This is a genomic window from [Bacillus] enclensis (assembly GCF_001456935.1).
In the GTDB taxonomy this organism is placed as follows: domain Bacteria; phylum Bacillota; class Bacilli; order Bacillales; family Bacillaceae_B; genus Rossellomorea; species Rossellomorea enclensis.
This window is the reverse complement of record NZ_KQ758483.1, coordinates 859,258-878,114: the sequence shown is the minus strand read 5'-3', so window position 1 is coordinate 878,114 and position 18,857 is coordinate 859,258. Positions and strand designations below refer to the sequence as shown.

Sequence of the window (18,857 nt, the reverse complement as noted above, 5' to 3'; positions counted from 1 at the left end):
GCTCCTTTTCATTTTTTTATTTACGGGCTTTCAAGCCTTTTGGTGTCGTTGCCTTTTCTAAGAGTCTTAACAGAAAATCAAAAAATAATGCCAATAATGCAGCCGGGACCGCTCCTGCAAGTACAAGGGAATTATTCCAGGTGGAAAGCCCTCGGTAAATCAGGTCACCCAGTCCTCCTGCCCCGACAAATGTTGCAAGCGTTGCGACACCTACTGTCAACACGGTTGCGGTCCTGATACCGGCCATGATAAAAGGCAGGGCAAGAGGCAGTTCAACCTTGAATAAAAGCTGAGAGTTCGTCATTCCCATTCCTTTTCCTGCTTCTATGACCCCTTCATCCACTCCTGCAATGCCGGTGAATGTGTTCCTTAATATCGGAAGCAGGGCGTATACAGTGAGGGCGATGATAGCCGTTGTGCTCCCTGTACCGAGAAGCGGGATCAGGAACCCGAATAAAGCAAGACTCGGTATGGTTTGAAAGACAGCGGTGATCCCAATATAGAATTCTGCAATATTCTTTTTTCGTGAAATATAAATCCCAAGCGGCAATGAGATGACAATCGCGATGAAAATCGATACGAATGAAAGATATAGATGCTCTACCAACCCCGTCATGATGGCATCAGAGCGGTTTGTAATCGTAGTGATGAATGATAGCGAAAGGGCATGAATCATTGTGACTGTGCCTCCCTTCTTTGTTTTGAAGCGACCGCTTCCAGGATATTGCTTCTGGATACACTTCCGATGCGCCGCCCCTCTTTTGTTACGACCAGAATAGGAGGTTCCTTTGAAACATAGAGAGCCGCAGCTTCAGCTACCGTGGCATCATGCGGGATGCTTTCGAATTCAGATTCATCATATTCCAGAATAATCGGATCTTCACTCATGATATCCAAAACGGACATTTCTTTTTTGCCTTCATCCAGCCGGTGTTCCCCGATAAAGGAACGTACGAATTCATTTGCGGGGGAAGAAACCAATTCGCCGGGTGAAGCAATCTGTTCGATTCTCCCGTCTCTCATGACGGCGATGTCATCAGCGATTTTAAGCGCTTCATCGATATCATGCGTGACAAATACAATGGTCTTATGTATAGAATTTTGGATATGCTTCAGTTCGTCCTGCAGCTGCTCCCTGCTGATCGGATCGAGTGCACTGAAAGGTTCATCCATCAGGATAATAGGAGGTTCTGCCGCAAGTGCGCGTATGACACCGACACGCTGCTGCTGGCCGCCGCTCAACTCCAGGGGATATCTCTTCCGGTAGGTTTCGGGTTCGAGCCCAACCAGATTCATCAACTCGTCCACCCGGTTTTCATACTTTTCCTTCTTCCAGCCCTTCAATCGGGGAATCAGGCTGATATTCTCTTCGATCGTCATATGCGGGAGGAGGCCGATGCGCTGAATGACATAACCTATATTCCTTCTCAGTTCCACTTCATCCTCTTCCGATATGTCCCGTCCGTTGATTGTAATCGTACCGCTTGTCAGTCCAATCAGCTTATTGATCATTTTCATCGTGGTCGTTTTACCGCATCCGCTTGGCCCAATCAACGCGACAAGTTTTCCTTCGGGGATAAGCAAGTCAATTCCCTTTATCGCTTCTGTCCCGTCTTCATACACTTTCCTGACATTCTTGAACTCAATCATGTAACCACCTGCCTGAATCTAGTCTAAACATATTAAGAATACCCCCAATATTAACTGGGTAAACATGTCGGAATCCTTATAAGAAAATTCTTCCACACAACCATGCTATACGAAAAAAAGCAAGTAAACAAATAGTTTACTCGCTTTTCATGGATTTATCAGATTTTGTCTTAACCGTCTGCTCTACTATGATTCCAGTTACGGTACCAAGAATCAATCCGTTATTGAGCAGTGAAGCTGCTGCGACTGGTACATCCGTGAAAGCATCGGCGGGCACGAACATCGCTCCGACACCCACAATCAGGGAAATACCTGCAACAAAATGCGTACGCTCCATATTTGTTTCTTTTTGATATTCACCGAGCGCAAGCCCCACCATCTTGATAAAGATGACAGTCGTGACAGCATATCCTACGGGAGCAGGCAGACTCGCAAACACATTCATCACTTTTGGAACGAGAGAGATGATGACGATCAGGGCACTTCCCGCTATGAACGGTAATATGCGGTACATTTTGGTGGCAGTCACGAAGCCTGCCGATCCGGATATCGGAACAGAACCGATTGCAGAAAATAACCCCCCCATAATCTGATTGATACCGGATGCAAACCCGCTTGCAGTATAGCGTTCATATACAGGTTCGTCTTTTGATCTCATCACTTCCTCCATGACCCTGATAGAGGCAATCATATTTGTCGTAAGCAGGAAGGTGATGAAAACAGCCGTGACAATAACACCAGTATCAAAGGCTGGTGCGCCAAAAGCGAAAATCTGAGGCAGGGAGAACCAAGAATCCGAAACCGTTACATGACCGCCAAGCCCCATCGCAGCAAAAATGATCCAGCCCGCAATAAGGGCGAGGATGATGGAATACTGTTGAATCCAATTAATCTTATGGCTTGAAAAATAAAGTGCAATCAGGATTGTCAGCACACTTCCAAGCAGCACGACCGGCTGCAGTGTTTCCGATTCCCCGCTGATTCCGAACATCCCTTTCACAAACGACCCGCTCAGCTGTAAAATCAGCAGCATCAAATAGACGAATGTGATGGTCGGAGTAAATAGTGTGGTCAGTTTTTTTAGCAGGCCGGACGCACTCAGAATGAAGAAAATGATTCCACTGACGATCATCCCGCCCTGCAGGACAGTCAGTACTTCCAGCTGGCTGTTGTAAAGGGTTCCTGAGAACCCTGCATAAATAGCAAACACACCCCACCACAATCCAGCAGGCCCTTCATTGATTGGCAGTTTATGCCCGATCAAAGCCTGGATGAGGCTTGCTGCACCCAGCACAAAAATAGTGCGCTGTATGAAGCCGGCTGTCTCCGCCGGCGGCAGCTGAAATAAATCCGCTATTGCAATGGGAGCGGCAATTGACCCTGCAATCATAAAAGCCACCCATTGCAATGCTGATAAAAATAAATGCATTGAATATTCACCTTCTGTTCATCTAGTGTCAGCTTGATGCATCATCAACTGAATGTTTCGCTCAATCGCCAACTTTTATCATATGGCGTATTCATTTTACCACACGCAAGAGGGAATTCCCGGAAATTCAACCTGATTTTAATGATATTATCTAGTTTTATGAACAGGTACTAAAAAAAAGCCTGATTTTCTCCCGTTTTCATGGTAAAATAAAGAACGCAATACATAAAAAAGGAGCAGTGATCATGTTTTATGCCCTTATCCTTGTTATAGCTTATCTGCTTGGTTCCATCCCCTCAGGGTTGATCATCGGAAAGAGGTTCTACGGAATAGATATACGGGAACATGGAAGTGGAAATCTCGGCGGTACGAACACTTTCAGAACACTTGGTGTGAAAGCAGGGCTTATCGTCACCATCATGGACATCCTGAAAGGGACAGTCGCAGCATTATTGCCGCTGTTTTTCAGTGTTGAACCAAAGATGTTCATGCTGGTGGCCGGTATATTTGCGGTAATCGGACATATGTACCCGCTTTTCGCAAACTTTCGGGGCGGAAAAGCCGTCGCTACGTCCGGAGGCGTCCTATTGGGGTACGATCCCCTGTTGTTCTTGATTTTACTGGCTGTCTTCTTTCTCGGATTATATGTATCTAAATACGTTTCCTTATCTTCGATGATTGCTGCCATCATTGCTTTTACTTATACGTTATTTACCGGGGATATACCCTTGATGATTGTTGTAGGTGTGCTTGCCTTCTTTGTCATCTACAGGCATCGGGCAAATATTGTACGCATCAAAAATAAAACCGAACCTAAAATCAAATGGCTTTAAAAGGAACAAGCGGCTGAAAATCATTCAAAATATGAATGGCTTTCAGCCGCTTTTTTATTTACCTTCTCATCATCGTTTTGACGTGCATGGCCATCAGGCGAAGCACATAAATAGAATACGGTTACTCCGCTATTGATCAGGCAATAATGGTATAAATAGTGATTCCGCTTTTCATATTTTTCCTGTAAAATAATGTTGTGTATGTGAAAAAGGACAAAGGGGTTAGAACATGAACAAAAAGATGTACTATATGGGTTTATATCTCGTGATTCCATTGGTAATGGTGATAGGATACTTGATTACTGACCAATATAAAAGCTGGAATTCGGATAAGCAGTCCGCCAAGACTTCCCTTCTTCATGCGACGCGGGAAGTGCAGGCAGAAGGAAAGACCATGAAATCCACCGCCAGCATAGCTGCCATCGGTGACATCCTTCTCCACAATACAGTATATAATGATGCAAAATCAGGGTCCGGATATAACTTTTCCCCGATGTTTGCACCCGTTAAGGAGATGCTGGCAGAACCCGACTTCCTGATAGCCAATCAGGAATCCACGCCGGGCGGAAGTGAGATCGGCCTATCAAGCTACCCTCTATTCAACAGTCCCAAAGAGATTGTTAAATCGCTTCAGGATACAGGTGTGGACGCAGTCACCACAGCAAATAACCACTCGCTGGATCAAGGGGAAAAAGGACTTCTGAGTGCAATCGATTACTACGAAAAGATTTCAATGCCGTATGTGGGAGCTTTTAAAAGCCCGGAAGATAAAAAAAGAATCCGTACATTCAATGTGAATGGCATCAAGTTTGCCCTGCTTTCCTATACGTATGGCACGAACGGAATCCCGGTACCCGAAGGAAAGGATTACCTGGTCAATCTTCTGGATGAACAGAAAATGGTTGCCGAAATCAAGAAAGCCAGGGAAATGGACGTGGATCTTGTTGTAATGAGCCTTCACTGGGGAAATGAATACCAACGTTTTCCTACTGACGAGCAACAAAGACTTGCAAAGGTTTTGACTGATAACGGTGCAGATATTATTTTCGGTCATCACCCACACGTACTGCAGCCTATTCAGACATATAAGACCAGTGATGGTCGTGACGCTGTTGTCATCTACTCCCTCGGGAATTTCCTGTCAGGTCAAAAAGATGATTTCAAGGACATCGGCGGCATGGCAGAGATACAGGTGGAAAAACAACAGAGTCCAGCGGGTACAGTTATTACTTATCCATCAATCGAGTTCCATCCTACGTTTGTAGCTGAGAACAATTATAATAATTATCGTATTTATCCGCTTGATTTTGCTCAAAAAAATGGATTCATCACATACTCAGAAGAAGAGATGGTATCTCATATGATGAATGGGGTTGCGCAATAAGAAATGCGATGGATCATTATCTGAATATCATCGCATCTGTGCAGAGCTGTATAAATGCCCCGTTTATACTAAGCGGGGTCAAAAGTTTTTTTACTAAGTAAAACCCGAACTAATTTGCCTGACATGAGGCAAATTAGTTCGGGTTTTCAATTGTTCATTGTACTTTTAAGGGTTTTGCTCATTCAGCGGTTGATTGGAGTGCAAGAAGAAGACTCCTGCGGGAAGCGTAGTCTTGCACGGAAATCATTAGCGTTGTTTAAAATTCACTCTAAAATGTTCGTCTTTTGACATTGGATTTTCGTTTTGTTCCAACTTCTTTTCTCCATCCGTTTAATGTGTTCCAAATAGTACATGATTGAAGAAGATTCCACCTAATGCAAGGATGGCCAAGACTAGATTAACGGTCAGGAATGTGTTTTTCCTGCTTCGATAATAAAGTGTGACCATACCATAATAAAGAAGCGCAGATATGATAATAAATGTGCCTGCTTCTATCTTATAGCTCGCTTTTTCCAGCTGTAAGAAGGTCAATACACCAAGCCCCCCGAATATCAGGGCCCCGATATAATATAAAATTCCCTGAGTTTTCAATAACCTCACTCCTTCTGTGCGAAATAGTTGATGTTACTGTGTTGTTATGTACATAATATTAAGACGGTCTCCGGTTTGTCCAGGAGAGCCGCGTTGGAAAATCATTGTAGCGAAAGGAGTCCTTTGCTTATGAACATACATATATCACAAGATGCCCTCCAATGGTTCAAGGACGAAATGCTCGTAAATGAAGGCGAATATGTCCGTTTTTATGTACGCTATGGAGGTTCCAGCCCTTTGCATGACAGTTTCTCATTAGGCGTCATGAAGGAAGAACCTATAGAAGCTGGTGAACTCATCGAGGTTGAAGACCGCATGTTTTTTGTGGAAGAAAGGGATCTGTGGTACTTTGATGGACACGATCTACATGTTGGTTTCAATAAAGAACTCGAAGAACCACTTTATGAATATAAAAAATAAACTGGTGCTGAGGACTGATCAATGGATCAGTCCTCTTTTTTTTCAATGAAACGTTTAATTTGATCATGCAGGCCTTCCTCTTTCAAGATATGGAGCTGAGTATCGCCCATAAGATCAAAATGTGGAAAGCCGTCTCCCCGTATATGGATCCATTCTTTTTTCAATCCATACTTTTTACCCCATTCAGAGAGTTTCTCAAGATCCGCACATCCTGCTTTCGTAATGGATTTGACTGCAGGGAAACGTTCGTCCACCCAGAAATGTGTGATGAATGCCACTTCACCCTTTCTGACCTGTTCTTTCCATTTGTCCAGTTCTCTCCTGTTTACCCCAAACGCCATTTGACTTCCTCTCTTCTTCTATTGCTGATCAGCCTGCTTTTTTGCCTTTTCATAAGCTTCATGCCAATCCGGAAACATTCTGCGGATTGATATTGGTCTGAAACTTTCCTTCTTGACGCAAACATGTTTTGACTGCCCGCTGACTGCCAGCTTATTTTCCTCATTATAGATTTCGTATGCATATGTAATTCTGATTCCGTCATATTCTTCAACCCATGTTTTCACAAGCGCTTTCTCACCATATCTCACCGGTGTCTTATAACTTATAGTAAGATCCACGACAGGAGACAGGATCCCGTCTTTTTCTACCTCTGCATAATTAAATCCGAGATCTTCAATAAGTTTGGTTCTCCCTAGTTCCATCCAGATGAGATAGTTCGCATGGTAAACGACACCCATTTGATCAGTTTCAGCATACCTTACTTGAACTGTGTTTTCTGAAATATGCACTCTGTGCTCACCTCTGTAATTATTTCAATCATGTTACTAATAGTAACACAGTAGCGCCCGTCATTGTATAAATACGCTTGCTGCTGACCCGCATGGAAAAAACGCGAATATGCCCTTTTATAGGAACATATTCGCTCGTTGTACCAGGGAATTGTTTACTGGTTATTATTTTGACCGGCTTCATCTTTGATTTCGCTTCGGAATGCCTCAAGACTTTCGCGGCGGCGTTCATTCTTGGCCTTGATAGACTGAAGCTGTTCTTCACTGTCAGTGAAAGCCATGGATTCTTCTGCTTTTTCCATGTTTTCAATCGTATGCTGAACCATTCCCTGAAGCTTCTCGACGTTGTCACTGCGATCATCCGGATTCGGTTTACTGTTCCATGCCATCTTGAATTCCCCCTTAGTTGTTTGAAGACAAACCACAAACTGGGTCGGTCCCTTCATTATTTTTCTTCAAACTAAGTGATGTTATTCACCTTTTGTCTGGATTACCTGTGCATGCTTTCCGGATTTATCTTGCATCTGCTTTCCTTTATTTCCACCAGCTTCTCTCGATTGGGTTCCGATATGATTTGGATTGAAATGCTTGTTGTTTCTTTTAGGATTGCTCATTGTACTTCCCCCCTTACTAGTATCATTTCCATTTTAGAGAGGAATGTTAGGCGTAATAATTGGCAGGAGTATATTATTATCCGTATAAATAAAAAATAAAGCCTCGTAAATGATTACTCGGCTTTATTCAGGGGTCGCTTGATTTCAAATCGTGCGTCAATTCTTTCTTCAATTGCATTCATGGCTTCCTGATCTAGAAGCAGCTGTTTTTTGTTCTCTTTTACCAGGTCGGCAAAAGATTTCTTTCTTGGTCTGCGCATATAAAGGAAAACCTCACTCTCTTTATCGACTTGTACAAATAGTATATCCAAATTTCAGATATTTTAAACAAAGGTCATAAAGAGAGCCCTTCCCTTATTTTATTAGTGCCTTGAAGGCTTCCAGGCTTGTGATTGCACCGATTTGCTTATGGGTGATATTACCCTGTTCATTGATTACGTAAGTTGTCGGAACCGTTAGAATATCATAGGCCTTATTGATCTTATCATCTTCATCAAGAAGGATAGGAAAGGAAAGTCCCAATGATTTTTGATATTCCTTAACGTTATACTGAGGATCAATATTGATGGCGAGGATCTCGATTTCATCACGATTCTTCTGGTAGAAGTCCTCCATGACCGGCATTTCTTCTTTACAAGGGGGACACCAGGTTGCCCAGAAGTTGATGATCACTTTTTTACCTTTGAATTGTGACAGTGTCACTTCTTCACCCGATAAGTTTTTTAGTTTGAAGTCAATGGCTTTATCCCCTGCATTAGGTCCCGGAAAATGTTCAGCTGGTTCTGAGCTGTCAGCTGCTTCACTTTCTTCAACATCAATCAGCTGGTCGAAGGATTGATTGACAGATGCCTGTTCAAACTGGTCTTCGGAAATAACATTAGGGCTGGACTTATTTTCAACATAAAAAGTGTAGACCAATAATGCGATAAGCAATACTCCAAAAAAAGATTTCAAAAGTCCGTCTCTCCTCTTCCGATTAGTTGCTTATATTAGCATATGATGACTTGTCTCAGTTTAGTCGTGAATAGTGGGTAAATTATGAAGGAAACTTTGTGTTAAATGGTTTTAGATTAGAACTCGGTTATTCAAACTATAAAGCCAATAACTTAAGACGAACATTTTAGAATGAGCTTCAAACAACGCTATTGATTTCCGTGCAAGACTTCGCTTTCCGCGGGTAGCACGTGAGCCTCCTCGTCACTTCGCTCCTGTGGGGTCTGACTTGTCCAGCTACAGGGCTTAGAGGCACATGTCATAAGCCAAACCGGCCAAGAAGGCAAAGAACGCCTTCGTGGACGATTCGGCTTATGCCACCCGCCTCTGACCAAAGCCCTTCCGCTTTTCTAATCAGCTACTCTTCCCGCAGGAGTCTTCGTCTTTCACTCCAATCAACCGCTGGAATGAGTTTATATCTAAATGTATAATCTAAAAACCCGAACTAATTTACGAAATCTCAGCAAATCAGTTCGGGTTTTATTTGGGCTAAAACATCTTTCGTCCCAGCCTCATCTATCTGTTTATTATGATTGGAACTTGCCGCGCAGAACCATTTGAAGGATACCACCGTGACGGTAGTAGTCAACCTCTACTTCTGAGTCGAAGCGTGCAAGAACTTCGAATTCTGTCTTCGTTCCATCTTCGGCCACAGCAGTGACAGTTAAGATGTCGCGTGGTTTAACATCATTCGTAATGTTAACAGAAATGGTTTCTCTTCCAGTCAGGCCTAGAGTTTCAGCGCTTTCGCCTTTCTTGAACTGAAGTGGAAGGACACCCATCATCACAAGGTTTGAACGGTGAATACGCTCATAGCTTTCAGCGATGACAGTCTTGATTCCAAGAAGGTTCGTACCTTTTGCTGCCCAGTCACGTGAAGATCCCATACCGTAATCTTTACCTGCAAGGACAACCAGTCCAGTTCCGTCTTCTTGATACTTCATGCATGCATCATAAATCGGCATCACTTCATCTTCTGGCCAGTACGTAGTGAATCCGCCTTCTGTACCAGGAGCGATTTGATTTCGGATACGGATGTTCGCAAACGTTCCGCGCATCATGACTTCGTGGTTACCGCGGCGGGAACCGTATGAGTTGAAGTCGCGTGGTTCAACACCATTCGCGCGCAGGTATTTACCGGCTGGTGTATCTTTACCAATCGCACCTGCAGGAGAAATGTGGTCAGTTGTTACTGAGTCACCGAATTTTCCTACAACACGTAGACCGTTCAAGCCCTGGATGTCTTCAGGTGTTGGTGCAAGACCTGTGAAGAATGAAGGATTTTGGATGTACGTAGATTTATCATCAAAGCTGTACAATGGTTCATTGCTTGTTTTGATTTCATTCCAGCGTTCGTTTTCAGTGAACACATGCTCATATTCCCTGCGGAATAGTTCAGGTGTCACTGTAGCTTTCACGACATCCTTCACTTCATCCTGAGATGGCCAGATATCCTTGAAGAAAACATCATTGCCGTCTTTATCTTTACCGATTGAATCATTTTGAAGGTCGATATCGACTGTGCCTGCGAGCGCGTAAGCAACCACAAGCGGCGGTGAAGCAAGGTAGTTTGCTTTCACTAATGGATGGATACGTCCTTCGAAGTTACGGTTACCTGAAAGCACAGATGTTAATAGAAGATCTGCATCAGAAACTGCCTTTTCAATTTCAGGACGCAGCGGTCCGGAGTTACCGATACATGTCGTACAGCCGTAACCTACAAGGTTGAATCCGATTTGTTCCATATAAGATAACAATCCGGAATCTCTTAGATAACCTGTAACAACCTTTGAACCAGGAGCCAATGATGTCTTTACAAAGTCAGGAACATTCATTCCAAGTTCCACAGCCTTCTTTGCTACAAGACCTGCTCCAAGCATGACATAAGGATTTGATGTATTGGTACAAGAAGTGATTGCAGCAATTCCAATCGCTCCTGTAGGCATCGTTACATCCTTACCGTCTTCCGTTGTGTATTTAGCTGTTTTGTTGATTTCAGATGCATCCAGACCAAAGCCTTGAACGCCTTCTTTAGCTGTGATTGATTTGTGGAAAGTTTCTTTCATTTCTGAAAGTGGAATTAAATCCTGTGGACGTTTTGGTCCGGACAAGTTTGCTTCCACAGCAGAAAGATCGATTTCGACTACGTCAGTGTATGTTGGTTCTTCTTTTTCAGGTGTGAAGAACATTTCGTTTTTCTTAAGGTACTCTTCTACCATTTTGATATGCTCTTCATCACGGCCTGTCAGGCGCAGGTAATCGAGGGATTCTGCATCAACCGGGAAGAATCCGCAAGTTGCACCATATTCAGGAGCCATGTTGGCAATGGTTGCACGGTCTGCCAGTGGCAGAGTGGCAACCCCAGGACCGAAGTATTCAACAAACTTACCTACAACACCTTTTTGGCGAAGGACTTGAGTCACTTTAAGTGCCAAGTCAGTAGCCGTTGCTCCGTTTGGAAGCTCACCGGTGAACTTAACACCGATTACTTCAGGGATTGGGAAGTATGAAGGCTGTCCAAGCATGCCTGCTTCTGCTTCGATTCCGCCTACACCCCATCCAAGAACACCGATACCGTTGATCATGGTTGTATGGGAGTCAGTTCCGACAAGTGTATCCGGGAAAGCTTCAAAGTCGCCTTCTGTTGTTTCCACAGCGTGGACTACGTTTGCAAGAAATTCTAAGTTCACCTGGTGAACGATACCTGTAGCCGGTGGAACGGCACGATAATTTTCAAATGCTTTTTGAGCCCAGCTCAGGAACTGGTAACGCTCGGCATTACGTTCGAATTCAAGATCCATGTTTGCTTTCAAAGCGTCTGCTGTACCGTATTTATCAACTTGTACAGAGTGGTCGATTACAAGGTCAACCGGAATTTCAGGGTTGATTTTCTGAGGATCTCCCCCAATGTCAGCCATTGCTTTACGCAATGAAGCCAAGTCAACGACAGCAGGAACTCCTGTAAAGTCTTGAAGGATAACACGGGAAGGTTTGAATGGAACCTCCGCATCCTTGCTTGCTGCTCCCCAGTTTGCTAAGTTTTCCACATGATCTTTATTAATTACACGTCCATCAAATTGGCGCAGTACCGATTCAAGTAATACCTTTACACTGTATGGTAAACGGTTAATGTTTGAAACGCCTGCTTCTTCAAGTGCTTTTAAACGATAATAATGATAACGTTTCCCTTCAAGTTCGAAGGAAGATCGTGCATTAAATACATCGTTCTTTGCCATTTTAATTCCCCCTCTAACTACAAATGCGCATTAAGTCGAAAAGTCTTCGTTCTTAACTAACGAACTTTTCTCACATTAATAATCTTAATACAAGCGATTACATAAGTAAATAACAATAAAGTTATTGTTTTTGATAAGTTTTACTTATCTGAAAAACTAAACGCCTTTCATTTTCTAACAAATGACTGATGTAACAGCTTTATTGTCATTGTCAAAAGATGTCGGCTGCAGAAAATAATTATTTCAAAAAAACATTGGGACATGTTAGGGTTTTCCTCTAATAGCTGCCCTTTTCTAGTGGCACCCTAACTGTAGGAGGTGTTTAGATTGGCCAAACGCAAAGCAAACCACATTATTAATGGAATGAACGCGGCTAAAGCACAGGGTAAAGGTACAGGTTACAACGAAGAGTACTCTAACGAGCCATTGACGGAAGCGCAGCGGCAGAACAATAAAAAGCGAAAAACAAATCAATAAATTCCGGGACTGAATCTATGTATTCAGGCTCAGGGAACTCCATCCGGACTCCCTCCCTTATTACCCGTTCTTAACATAAATAAACAAAAAACTCTGCAAATTCCTTGCAGAGTTTTTTTACTGCTTACATATCGTGGTTGCTATTATGCTTTTGGCGCGTATGGTTTTGGTTTTTTACTTTATGGGATCCGCTCAACGGTTCTGGCTGGCCGGATTGTTTAGGTGCATTTTTTCTCATGTCTTTGCTGTCATTTTTGTTCATGTCCATCCCTCCTCTTAATTAGGATGGATACACGTCCCCCGGTTTATGCATATGTATAAAAAGGCATTGAAATGCCTATAATATAAAGGCTATTTTACATTTGAAGGAGAGAATGAAAATGCCTTATCATAAAGATAAACAACAAGCGTTTCAAGCTGCCCAGCAGGGGTTCACTGACGTACAGAATACCGTGAATGAACTGGTTCTGGACGGTGGAAGCTATGGTTCCCAGCTTTCACATCTTCGAAATGAAGTGAACGAAGCGTATCAGCAAATCGAAAATGCACTCGAAGTTGCTTCTGACACACAAAAAGAGCAGCTTCAAAAATTCAAATCCGATCTCGGATCGATTGTAAGTGAAGTAAACGGACAGCAATAAAGTAAAAAAGGGCACTTTCATTATTGGAAAGTGCCTTTTTTGTTTAGCTGAAAGGTAAGTCATTTTCAATTTGACCATTTAGTTCCACGAGAGCTTCCAGGATTTCGTCATGCTCCTCAGGTGTAACGGTCCTGAGATCGATAAAGATGCGATCTTGGTGTATCCTGGTAATGACTCCTGGATCTTGCTTTCTTAATCTTTTATGAATTTCATTGGCAGGAACACGATTATGTTGAACAGAAACAAGATATGTATCGAGTTCAACTTCCGGCATGGTCCCGCCTCCTACCTTGCTTATGCCTTCACTCAATTCAAGAATGAATGAAACGTTCCGGTGTTTAAGCTGATCAACCAGTTTTATCGATTGCTGATGGATATCTTCTTTCGGCCGGGTGATGCTGAATACGGCAGGAATCTTATCTTCCTCTTTTTTTAAATAGTGAAGAAGGGTCATTTCCAGTGCTGCAATGGTCATTTTGTCAACACGCAGTACACGTGCAAGCTGATGTTTTTTTAGCAGATCAACAGCTTCTTTCTTGCCTGCTATGATCCCCGCTTGGGGACCGCCCAGCAGTTTATCCCCGCTGAAGGAAACGAGGTCGGCCCCTTTCTCGATCACATCGCTTATGAGTGGTTCTTCTCCAATGCCATATTGGGAAAAATCAAAAAGTGCCCCGCTGCCTAAATCTTCATAATACAGGACATGATCATACTCTTTTGACAGCCCTGCAAGCTCTTCCGATTCAACAGCGGATGTAAAACCTTTCATGACAAAGTTGCTCTGGTGCACTTTCATGATCATCGCAGTATCTTCTACAATATGTCCTTGATAATCCTTCAAGTGAGTTTTATTGGTCGTGCCCACTTCTACAAGCTTTGCCCCGCTTTCTTCCATGATCGAAGAAATTCTGAATGACCCGCCAATTTCAACGAGTTCTCCCCTGGACACAATCACTTCTTTATTTTTCGCCAGAGCAGACAGTATGAGGAATACAGCTGCCGCATTATTATTGACGATCATAGCAGCCTCTGCCCCAGTCAATTCACAAATGAATTTTTCAGCATGTGTGTGGCGCGTTCCTCTTTTTCCCTCATCAATATCATACTCAAGGTTATTATATGAACCTGCAACACTGCTTATATGTTCAATCGTTTCAGCCCCAATCCTGGCCCTGCCAAGATTCGTATGTAAGACGGTCCCGCTTGCGTTGATGACTCTATGTAAAGATATTGAATATTTTTGCTTTTTTATTTTTTCCGCATGCATAAATACTGCGTCAAGAAAACCTTGGGTGTCTGGAGGCGGTCCCTCCCAAGTTCCTTCAAGAATGTACTTCCTGATTGATGTTACGCTTTCTTTCACCAGTTCTTTTCCTTGATTGAAGGAAAGGTCATTGATTTCGATAAATCGATTGAATCCGCCAGTTTCAAGGGCTTCATGGATCGGGGGTATCTTCCTCAGCAGTTCTTTCATGATTACCTTCCTTTACTGCTTTTCCCCCATTATAACACCCTCACCAATTAATGCAGAAAGAATAGAATGTGTAAAAGAGAAAGTTAGGGGTCAGATGTAAATGAGTAAGGAAAGGGAAGATTTTTATTTAGAGAACTGGGAAGAGCGAATGAAAGATTGGCTGTTGGATCCCGATACAGTTCGGCTAGATGAAAAAGAATTCCGAATTGACTTCCTGGACACGACAGATGCGTTCATCGTGGAAGTGGAAACAGAAAATATTTGTCCGGATGAATTGATCTTGATGAAAAGAGATCACCGGCTCATTATATCAATCAGATTGAAAAATGAATTAAAAGCGAGAAGCAGATTTGTTGAATTTCCTTTTTGTCTAAAGCAGCGGGATTTAACCTATTCTTTGGAGCACCACACAATTGAAATCAATGTACCTAAGCAGGAATGTAAAGAAAACACCTCATTGGTCATCCGTGTTCAGGGAATCTGCAATGAAGACAGCCCTTCCATGTATTAAGAAAAAGCCTGGAGCAGCCAGGCTTTTCAGGTTTATCGCATCTCTTCAATTTTAGAAATGATGTCATTTACGTCAGGAAAGACACCAGTATCAAGTTTGGAATAGATCTTGTTTTCGCCTACTGTGATTTCAAAGGCTCCGCCAGAAGATGGGATTAGCAATAATTCTGGAATATCATATCTGAAATGGGTAAACAACTGTTCCGCGAAACTCGCGGCTTTTGGTGAGTAGTTTCACCTCAGGCAGAACTCAATCCTGATTTTCAGGTTATCCATAAAGAAAACCACCTTTCTTTTCTATTTTCTTTCATTTTAAAGTAGGCCTCTCATTGTTGCAAATCACAATGAGAGGCCTGTTTATATTTTGCCTCTACCATTATCTTTCCTGTACAATATGAGTACCTATACATAAAGGAGTGAATGCTATGAGTAAAGAAGAAATCATCCGTCTGACTTCACTTTCTTCAAAAGCTGGCTGAGGATGCAAATTAAGTCCAAGTGACTTGGCGCAAGTTTTGCGTCAGCTGCCCCCTCAAACAAAACATGAAGAATTACTGGTCGGAAATGAATCCGCCGATGACGCCGGGATTTATCAATTAACGGATGAAATCGCCCTTGTTCAAACTGTTGATTACTTTACTCCTGTTGTCGATGATCCATATCTATTCGGTCAAATTGCTGCAGCAAATGCTCTGAGCGATGTGTATGCAATGGGCGGAACGCCTAAGACCGTTATGAATATTGTCGGATTTCCCATTAAAAAGCTGGGTGGCGATGTGCTTGCCAGTATCCTTGCGGGTGCACAAAGTAAAGTAACGGAAGCAGGAGCAGTCACAGTTGGCGGCCACTCAATTGATGACCAGGAACCGAAATTCGGACTGAGTGTCACTGGCGTCGTTCATCCAAGGAAGTACTGGACCAATATAGGTGCAGCGCCAGGTGATGCCATTGTATTGACCAAGCCTATCGGAGTCGGGATCTTGACGACAGGGATTAAACGGCAGGCTGTCACCAAAGTACAGGAAAATGAAGTGGTGGAGGCAATGCGGACGCTAAATAAGGAAGCATCTGAAGTGCTAAGGGAATATCCTGCGAATGCCGTGACAGATGTAACCGGATTCGGGCTAATGGGACACGCCTTCGAAATGGCAGGCGGAAGTGATGTAACTTTCCATATTAACTATGATTCCATTCCGCAGCTGCCGGGTACGAAAGAACTGGCTTTGAAAGGCATTATACCTGGCGGATCGAAAGCCAACCATCAATGGTTGAAAGATGATGTGCTTTTCGACCCTGTTCTGACCTCGGAAGATCAATTAATTCTCTGTGACTCAATAACGTCAGGCGGATTATTGATCAGCATGCCGAAAGAACAGGCTAAGAGGTATCAGGAGGAAATGAAAAGGCGTTCACTCCATGCGTGGATTATCGGTGAAGTCACAGAGAAGGCAGATAAACGCCTTTATGTTACCAAATAGGTACTATCCGAACCCTGAAGACGAAGAATTAAATAAGCCACATAAAAACGCCTGGGATTAGACTTCCCGGGCGTTTTTATTTATTAGCTTGAAAAAATTCTGATGAACCAATTTTGAAAATATCCTTATCTGTAAAGGGTGCCTTTTCCGTCCTGCAGTCGGAAAGCAATTAAACCATATGACTTTCTTATCGAGACTGATAAACGGGATAATGGACGCAGGCTCTTCTACTGTGAAACCATGATTACCTAGATCATCATGTTTACATAGTATTTTTATCGTTGCCTTAATTCTGTCATCCGATAGAATATTTAACATTTTGATTGGTATGTCGCTAAATTGATTCACATTGATGATGATCTCCTTTTTGCATGCCAAGAGATCATTATGAATCCTTCTAGTATCAGTTATAGGATACCATGTGAATTTCTTTAATTGACTTTTGTTGGAGTCAACTACTTCAATGCCTCTTTTAACAGTACCTTTCGTGACAAGGAAGTCAATTAATTGATGGATGGGCTGTCTGACATTTGTTTTTTCTCTGAAAAATGTATCATTAGCAACCAGGATGAACTTCCCTCTGGCACGTGTAACGGCCACATTGATAAGCCTGTCGCTTCCTTTCTTAGTAAAGAGTGTACCAACCTTTTCATGCGCAGTCCCATCTACAGCATCGAAGACGATCATATCATTTTCCGATCCTTGAAAACCGTGAACTGTAGCAGCATAAAGATTGGTTTTCATTTTCGGGAAGAAGGGTTCAATCAGTTCTTGAATCAGCAGATTATACCATCTTGCCTGCGCGCGATAGGGGGTGACGATCCCTATTGAAATGCCTGGGTCATTCAGCGCCCTGATGACGAGAATCAAAGTGATGAAACTTGAAAAGATGTTCCATCTTGATCCCCGGTCGGTTTCTCCCCATTCAGATCCTTCCTGTAAAGAAAATAAAATACTACCTTCCCCGGAGAAAGGTTCACTTCTCAGGATGCCGTCTCTCATCTGTGCAGCATCTGGATGATCGCCAACCCGGGAGTGATAAATGTGGCGGTTGGTAAATGCAGATATGCTTGGATGCATCCGCCTTTGTTCAGGAAGCAGCAGTAATTGAGGATTTACGTTTCCTTTTTCAACCGAATCCGCTACTTTCGAGAGGTGAAAAATATCATTCTTCAACCACTTTTCAGCTAATGGATGAAAGCTTCCTGCAATGGGAGGCAGCTGTTTGAAATCGCCGCATATGATGATATGTTTTGCCATCGTCGATGCAAATGCCACTTGCGGCACATAGGCCATACTTGATTCATCCACAATGACGAGGTCGAATTCCTCACCATTAATGAGCGGGTCGATGGCCGCTTTACTCAGGGTTGTACCAATCACCATTGCATCATCAAGAAGCGTTCCTTCCTTTCTTTTCAGTTGTTCCTTCAGTTTTTGGTAGTGTACTTCTAATTGGGATAATCGTTCTGAATCGTAGCTTGAGAATTTTAATGACAACTTCTTTCTCAATCTCCTTCTATACGTTTCAACTTTCCCCTTTTCTTCTGCAAGCTTTGGGTACTGCTTTTCCAACAGCTGTATCACATTCAGATCAGTTATGTCATCCTGATATGATTTCCTGTTGATGCCGTATCGGATGACTTCTCCAGATTTCCAGCGGTCGTGAGCTGACAGGAAATGATACATTTCTTCTATTAATACATCAACAGCTGCATTGCTGTGTGATAATAGTAAAATGCGCCTGCCCTCCGAATAATGATAAGAAGCAACACGGGCGAGTGTGTAGGTTTTACCTGTTCCTGGAGGCCCCCACAGATAAGTTACCGGATTGTATTTGCTCCTTAAGTATGCTTCATGCAGGGTGCTTTTGATTGGTGTTTTGTTATGTGAAGTGCTTTTGGGCGGGAGCATTATATCCCTGATTCTTAGTGCTTTTTCATGTCTTTCTTTTGCTTCTTCAAGCCTTTCAATCAGCTTTTCAAGCAGTTCTCCTTGATCGTGAAAGAGCGTCCCCGATGTAATGGGGTCTCCGATAAACTGTTCAAACTCAATCACACACTCCCTTTCTTCCGAGCTGATCACTGTTCCGGATAGTTTTTTTCCCCGGGTTTCAAACGTAACCGTCCCTCCTTCTGGAATAGACACAGGATACACAAGGGTAAACCAGTAGATGAAAGCTGCATCACCCTTTCTGAGGCATTTTCCTTCTTCTATAAATACCCCGGAAGTATCACGTTTTCTTAAATGCGCTATTTCTATCTCAAGAGCGGTCCTCCACTCTTCTATTAAAGATGTAATGTTCATTGTTCTACCACCTGCAGTTACAAAAATTC

The 18,857-nt window shown here is 42.9% G+C and carries 21 protein-coding genes and 1 pseudogene; 7 read left to right on the top strand and 15 right to left on the bottom strand.

Annotated elements, in window-relative coordinates:
* Positions 1-16 precede the first annotated feature (16 nt).
* The 3 genes from AS034_RS12020 to AS034_RS12010 all read right to left on the bottom strand — a co-directional run bounded on the left by AS034_RS12020 (position 17) and on the right by AS034_RS12010 (position 3,079).
* Complete coding sequence (locus tag AS034_RS12020; RefSeq protein WP_032088505.1) at positions 17-676, bottom strand: ABC transporter permease; 660 nt, start codon at positions 674-676, stop codon at positions 17-19.
* Entirely contained in the window at positions 673-1,650 is a 978-nt protein-coding gene (locus AS034_RS12015) for an ABC transporter ATP-binding protein (RefSeq protein ID WP_058298611.1), read from the bottom strand. Before AS034_RS12015 ends, AS034_RS12020 begins: the two co-directional genes overlap by 4 nt.
* A gap of 136 nt (positions 1,651-1,786) precedes the next feature.
* Positions 1,787-3,079 carry a purine/pyrimidine permease gene (locus AS034_RS12010; RefSeq protein ID WP_058298610.1) on the bottom strand — a complete coding sequence of 431 codons (1,293 nt, stop codon included), beginning with the start codon at positions 3,077-3,079 and terminating at the stop codon, positions 1,787-1,789.
* Between the two features lie 245 nt (positions 3,080-3,324).
* On the opposite strand from AS034_RS12010, the gene plsY reads away from it, so the two are divergent.
* Complete coding sequence (gene plsY / locus AS034_RS12005; RefSeq protein WP_032088508.1) at positions 3,325-3,912, top strand: glycerol-3-phosphate 1-O-acyltransferase PlsY; 588 nt, start codon at positions 3,325-3,327, stop codon at positions 3,910-3,912.
* 229 nt (positions 3,913-4,141) lie between these two features.
* Positions 4,142-5,296: a CapA family protein gene (locus tag AS034_RS12000; protein ID WP_052011600.1), complete on the top strand. Its 1,155-nt coding sequence runs from the start codon at positions 4,142-4,144 to the stop codon at positions 5,294-5,296.
* A 330-nt stretch (positions 5,297-5,626) separates the two neighbouring features.
* On the opposite strand, the gene AS034_RS11995 is transcribed toward AS034_RS12000, so the two are convergent.
* Positions 5,627-5,887, bottom strand: a complete 261-nt coding sequence (locus AS034_RS11995) for a hypothetical protein (RefSeq protein ID WP_058298609.1) — start codon at positions 5,885-5,887, stop codon at positions 5,627-5,629.
* A 129-nt stretch (positions 5,888-6,016) separates the two neighbouring features.
* On the opposite strand from AS034_RS11995, the gene AS034_RS11990 reads away from it, so the two are divergent.
* Positions 6,017-6,307 (top strand): HesB/YadR/YfhF family protein, encoded by a 291-nt coding sequence (locus AS034_RS11990; RefSeq protein WP_032088510.1) that lies wholly within the window; start codon positions 6,017-6,019, stop codon positions 6,305-6,307.
* A 26-nt stretch (positions 6,308-6,333) separates the two neighbouring features.
* Here the strand turns inward: AS034_RS11990 and AS034_RS11985 are convergent, their stop codons facing one another.
* The 7 genes from AS034_RS11985 to acnA all read right to left on the bottom strand — a co-directional run bounded on the left by AS034_RS11985 (position 6,334) and on the right by acnA (position 11,941).
* Positions 6,334-6,648 (bottom strand): hypothetical protein, encoded by a 315-nt coding sequence (locus tag AS034_RS11985; RefSeq protein WP_058298608.1) that lies wholly within the window; start codon positions 6,646-6,648, stop codon positions 6,334-6,336.
* A gap of 18 nt (positions 6,649-6,666) precedes the next feature.
* Positions 6,667-7,098 (bottom strand): acyl-CoA thioesterase, encoded by a 432-nt coding sequence (locus tag AS034_RS11980; RefSeq protein WP_032088512.1) that lies wholly within the window; start codon positions 7,096-7,098, stop codon positions 6,667-6,669.
* 155 nt (positions 7,099-7,253) lie between these two features.
* Positions 7,254-7,487, bottom strand: a complete 234-nt coding sequence (gene tlp / locus AS034_RS11975; RefSeq protein ID WP_032088513.1) for a small acid-soluble spore protein Tlp — start codon at positions 7,485-7,487, stop codon at positions 7,254-7,256.
* 81 nt (positions 7,488-7,568) lie between these two features.
* Complete coding sequence (locus AS034_RS11970; RefSeq protein ID WP_032088514.1) at positions 7,569-7,712, bottom strand: acid-soluble spore protein N; 144 nt, start codon at positions 7,710-7,712, stop codon at positions 7,569-7,571.
* Positions 7,713-7,825: 113 nt separating this feature from the next.
* Complete coding sequence (locus AS034_RS22360; protein ID WP_071617582.1) at positions 7,826-7,972, bottom strand: FbpB family small basic protein; 147 nt, start codon at positions 7,970-7,972, stop codon at positions 7,826-7,828.
* Between the two features lie 94 nt (positions 7,973-8,066).
* Positions 8,067-8,666, bottom strand: a complete 600-nt coding sequence (locus AS034_RS11965; protein ID WP_231938043.1) for a peroxiredoxin family protein — start codon at positions 8,664-8,666, stop codon at positions 8,067-8,069.
* A 566-nt stretch (positions 8,667-9,232) separates the two neighbouring features.
* Positions 9,233-11,941, bottom strand: a complete 2,709-nt coding sequence (gene acnA / locus AS034_RS11960) for an aconitate hydratase AcnA (protein WP_058298607.1) — start codon at positions 11,939-11,941, stop codon at positions 9,233-9,235.
* A 327-nt stretch (positions 11,942-12,268) separates the two neighbouring features.
* Here acnA and sspO point away from each other — a divergent pair, with 327 nt between their 5' ends.
* Positions 12,269-12,418, top strand: a complete 150-nt coding sequence (sspO, locus tag AS034_RS11955) for a small acid-soluble spore protein O (RefSeq protein ID WP_058298606.1) — start codon at positions 12,269-12,271, stop codon at positions 12,416-12,418.
* Positions 12,419-12,542: 124 nt separating this feature from the next.
* On the opposite strand, the gene AS034_RS11950 is transcribed toward sspO, so the two are convergent.
* On the bottom strand, positions 12,543-12,680 hold the full coding sequence (locus tag AS034_RS11950; RefSeq protein WP_032088517.1) for a small acid-soluble spore protein P: 138 nt from the start codon (positions 12,678-12,680) through the stop codon (positions 12,543-12,545).
* A gap of 118 nt (positions 12,681-12,798) precedes the next feature.
* On the opposite strand from AS034_RS11950, the gene AS034_RS11945 reads away from it, so the two are divergent.
* Positions 12,799-13,059, top strand: a complete 261-nt coding sequence (locus AS034_RS11945; RefSeq protein WP_032088518.1) for a hypothetical protein — start codon at positions 12,799-12,801, stop codon at positions 13,057-13,059.
* A 43-nt stretch (positions 13,060-13,102) separates the two neighbouring features.
* On the opposite strand, the gene selA is transcribed toward AS034_RS11945, so the two are convergent.
* Positions 13,103-14,533 carry an L-seryl-tRNA(Sec) selenium transferase gene (gene selA, locus AS034_RS11940; protein WP_058298605.1) on the bottom strand — a complete coding sequence of 477 codons (1,431 nt, stop codon included), beginning with the start codon at positions 14,531-14,533 and terminating at the stop codon, positions 13,103-13,105.
* 100 nt (positions 14,534-14,633) lie between these two features.
* Between selA and AS034_RS11935 the strand changes: the two genes are divergently transcribed.
* Positions 14,634-15,044 (top strand): hypothetical protein, encoded by a 411-nt coding sequence (locus tag AS034_RS11935; protein ID WP_032088520.1) that lies wholly within the window; start codon positions 14,634-14,636, stop codon positions 15,042-15,044.
* A 32-nt stretch (positions 15,045-15,076) separates the two neighbouring features.
* Here the strand turns inward: AS034_RS11935 and AS034_RS23410 are convergent.
* Positions 15,077-15,265, bottom strand: a pseudogene (locus tag AS034_RS23410) (Rdx family protein); the annotation flags it as partial.
* A gap of 203 nt (positions 15,266-15,468) precedes the next feature.
* Here AS034_RS23410 and selD point away from each other — a divergent pair.
* On the top strand, positions 15,469-16,521 hold the full coding sequence (selD, locus tag AS034_RS11930) for a selenide, water dikinase SelD (protein WP_082641676.1): 1,053 nt from the start codon (positions 15,469-15,471) through the stop codon (positions 16,519-16,521).
* Between the two features lie 57 nt (positions 16,522-16,578).
* Here selD and AS034_RS11925 read toward each other — a convergent pair whose 3' ends face one another.
* Entirely contained in the window at positions 16,579-18,828 is a 2,250-nt protein-coding gene (locus tag AS034_RS11925) for an AAA domain-containing protein (RefSeq protein ID WP_058298603.1), read from the bottom strand.
* Positions 18,829-18,857 lie beyond the last annotated feature (29 nt).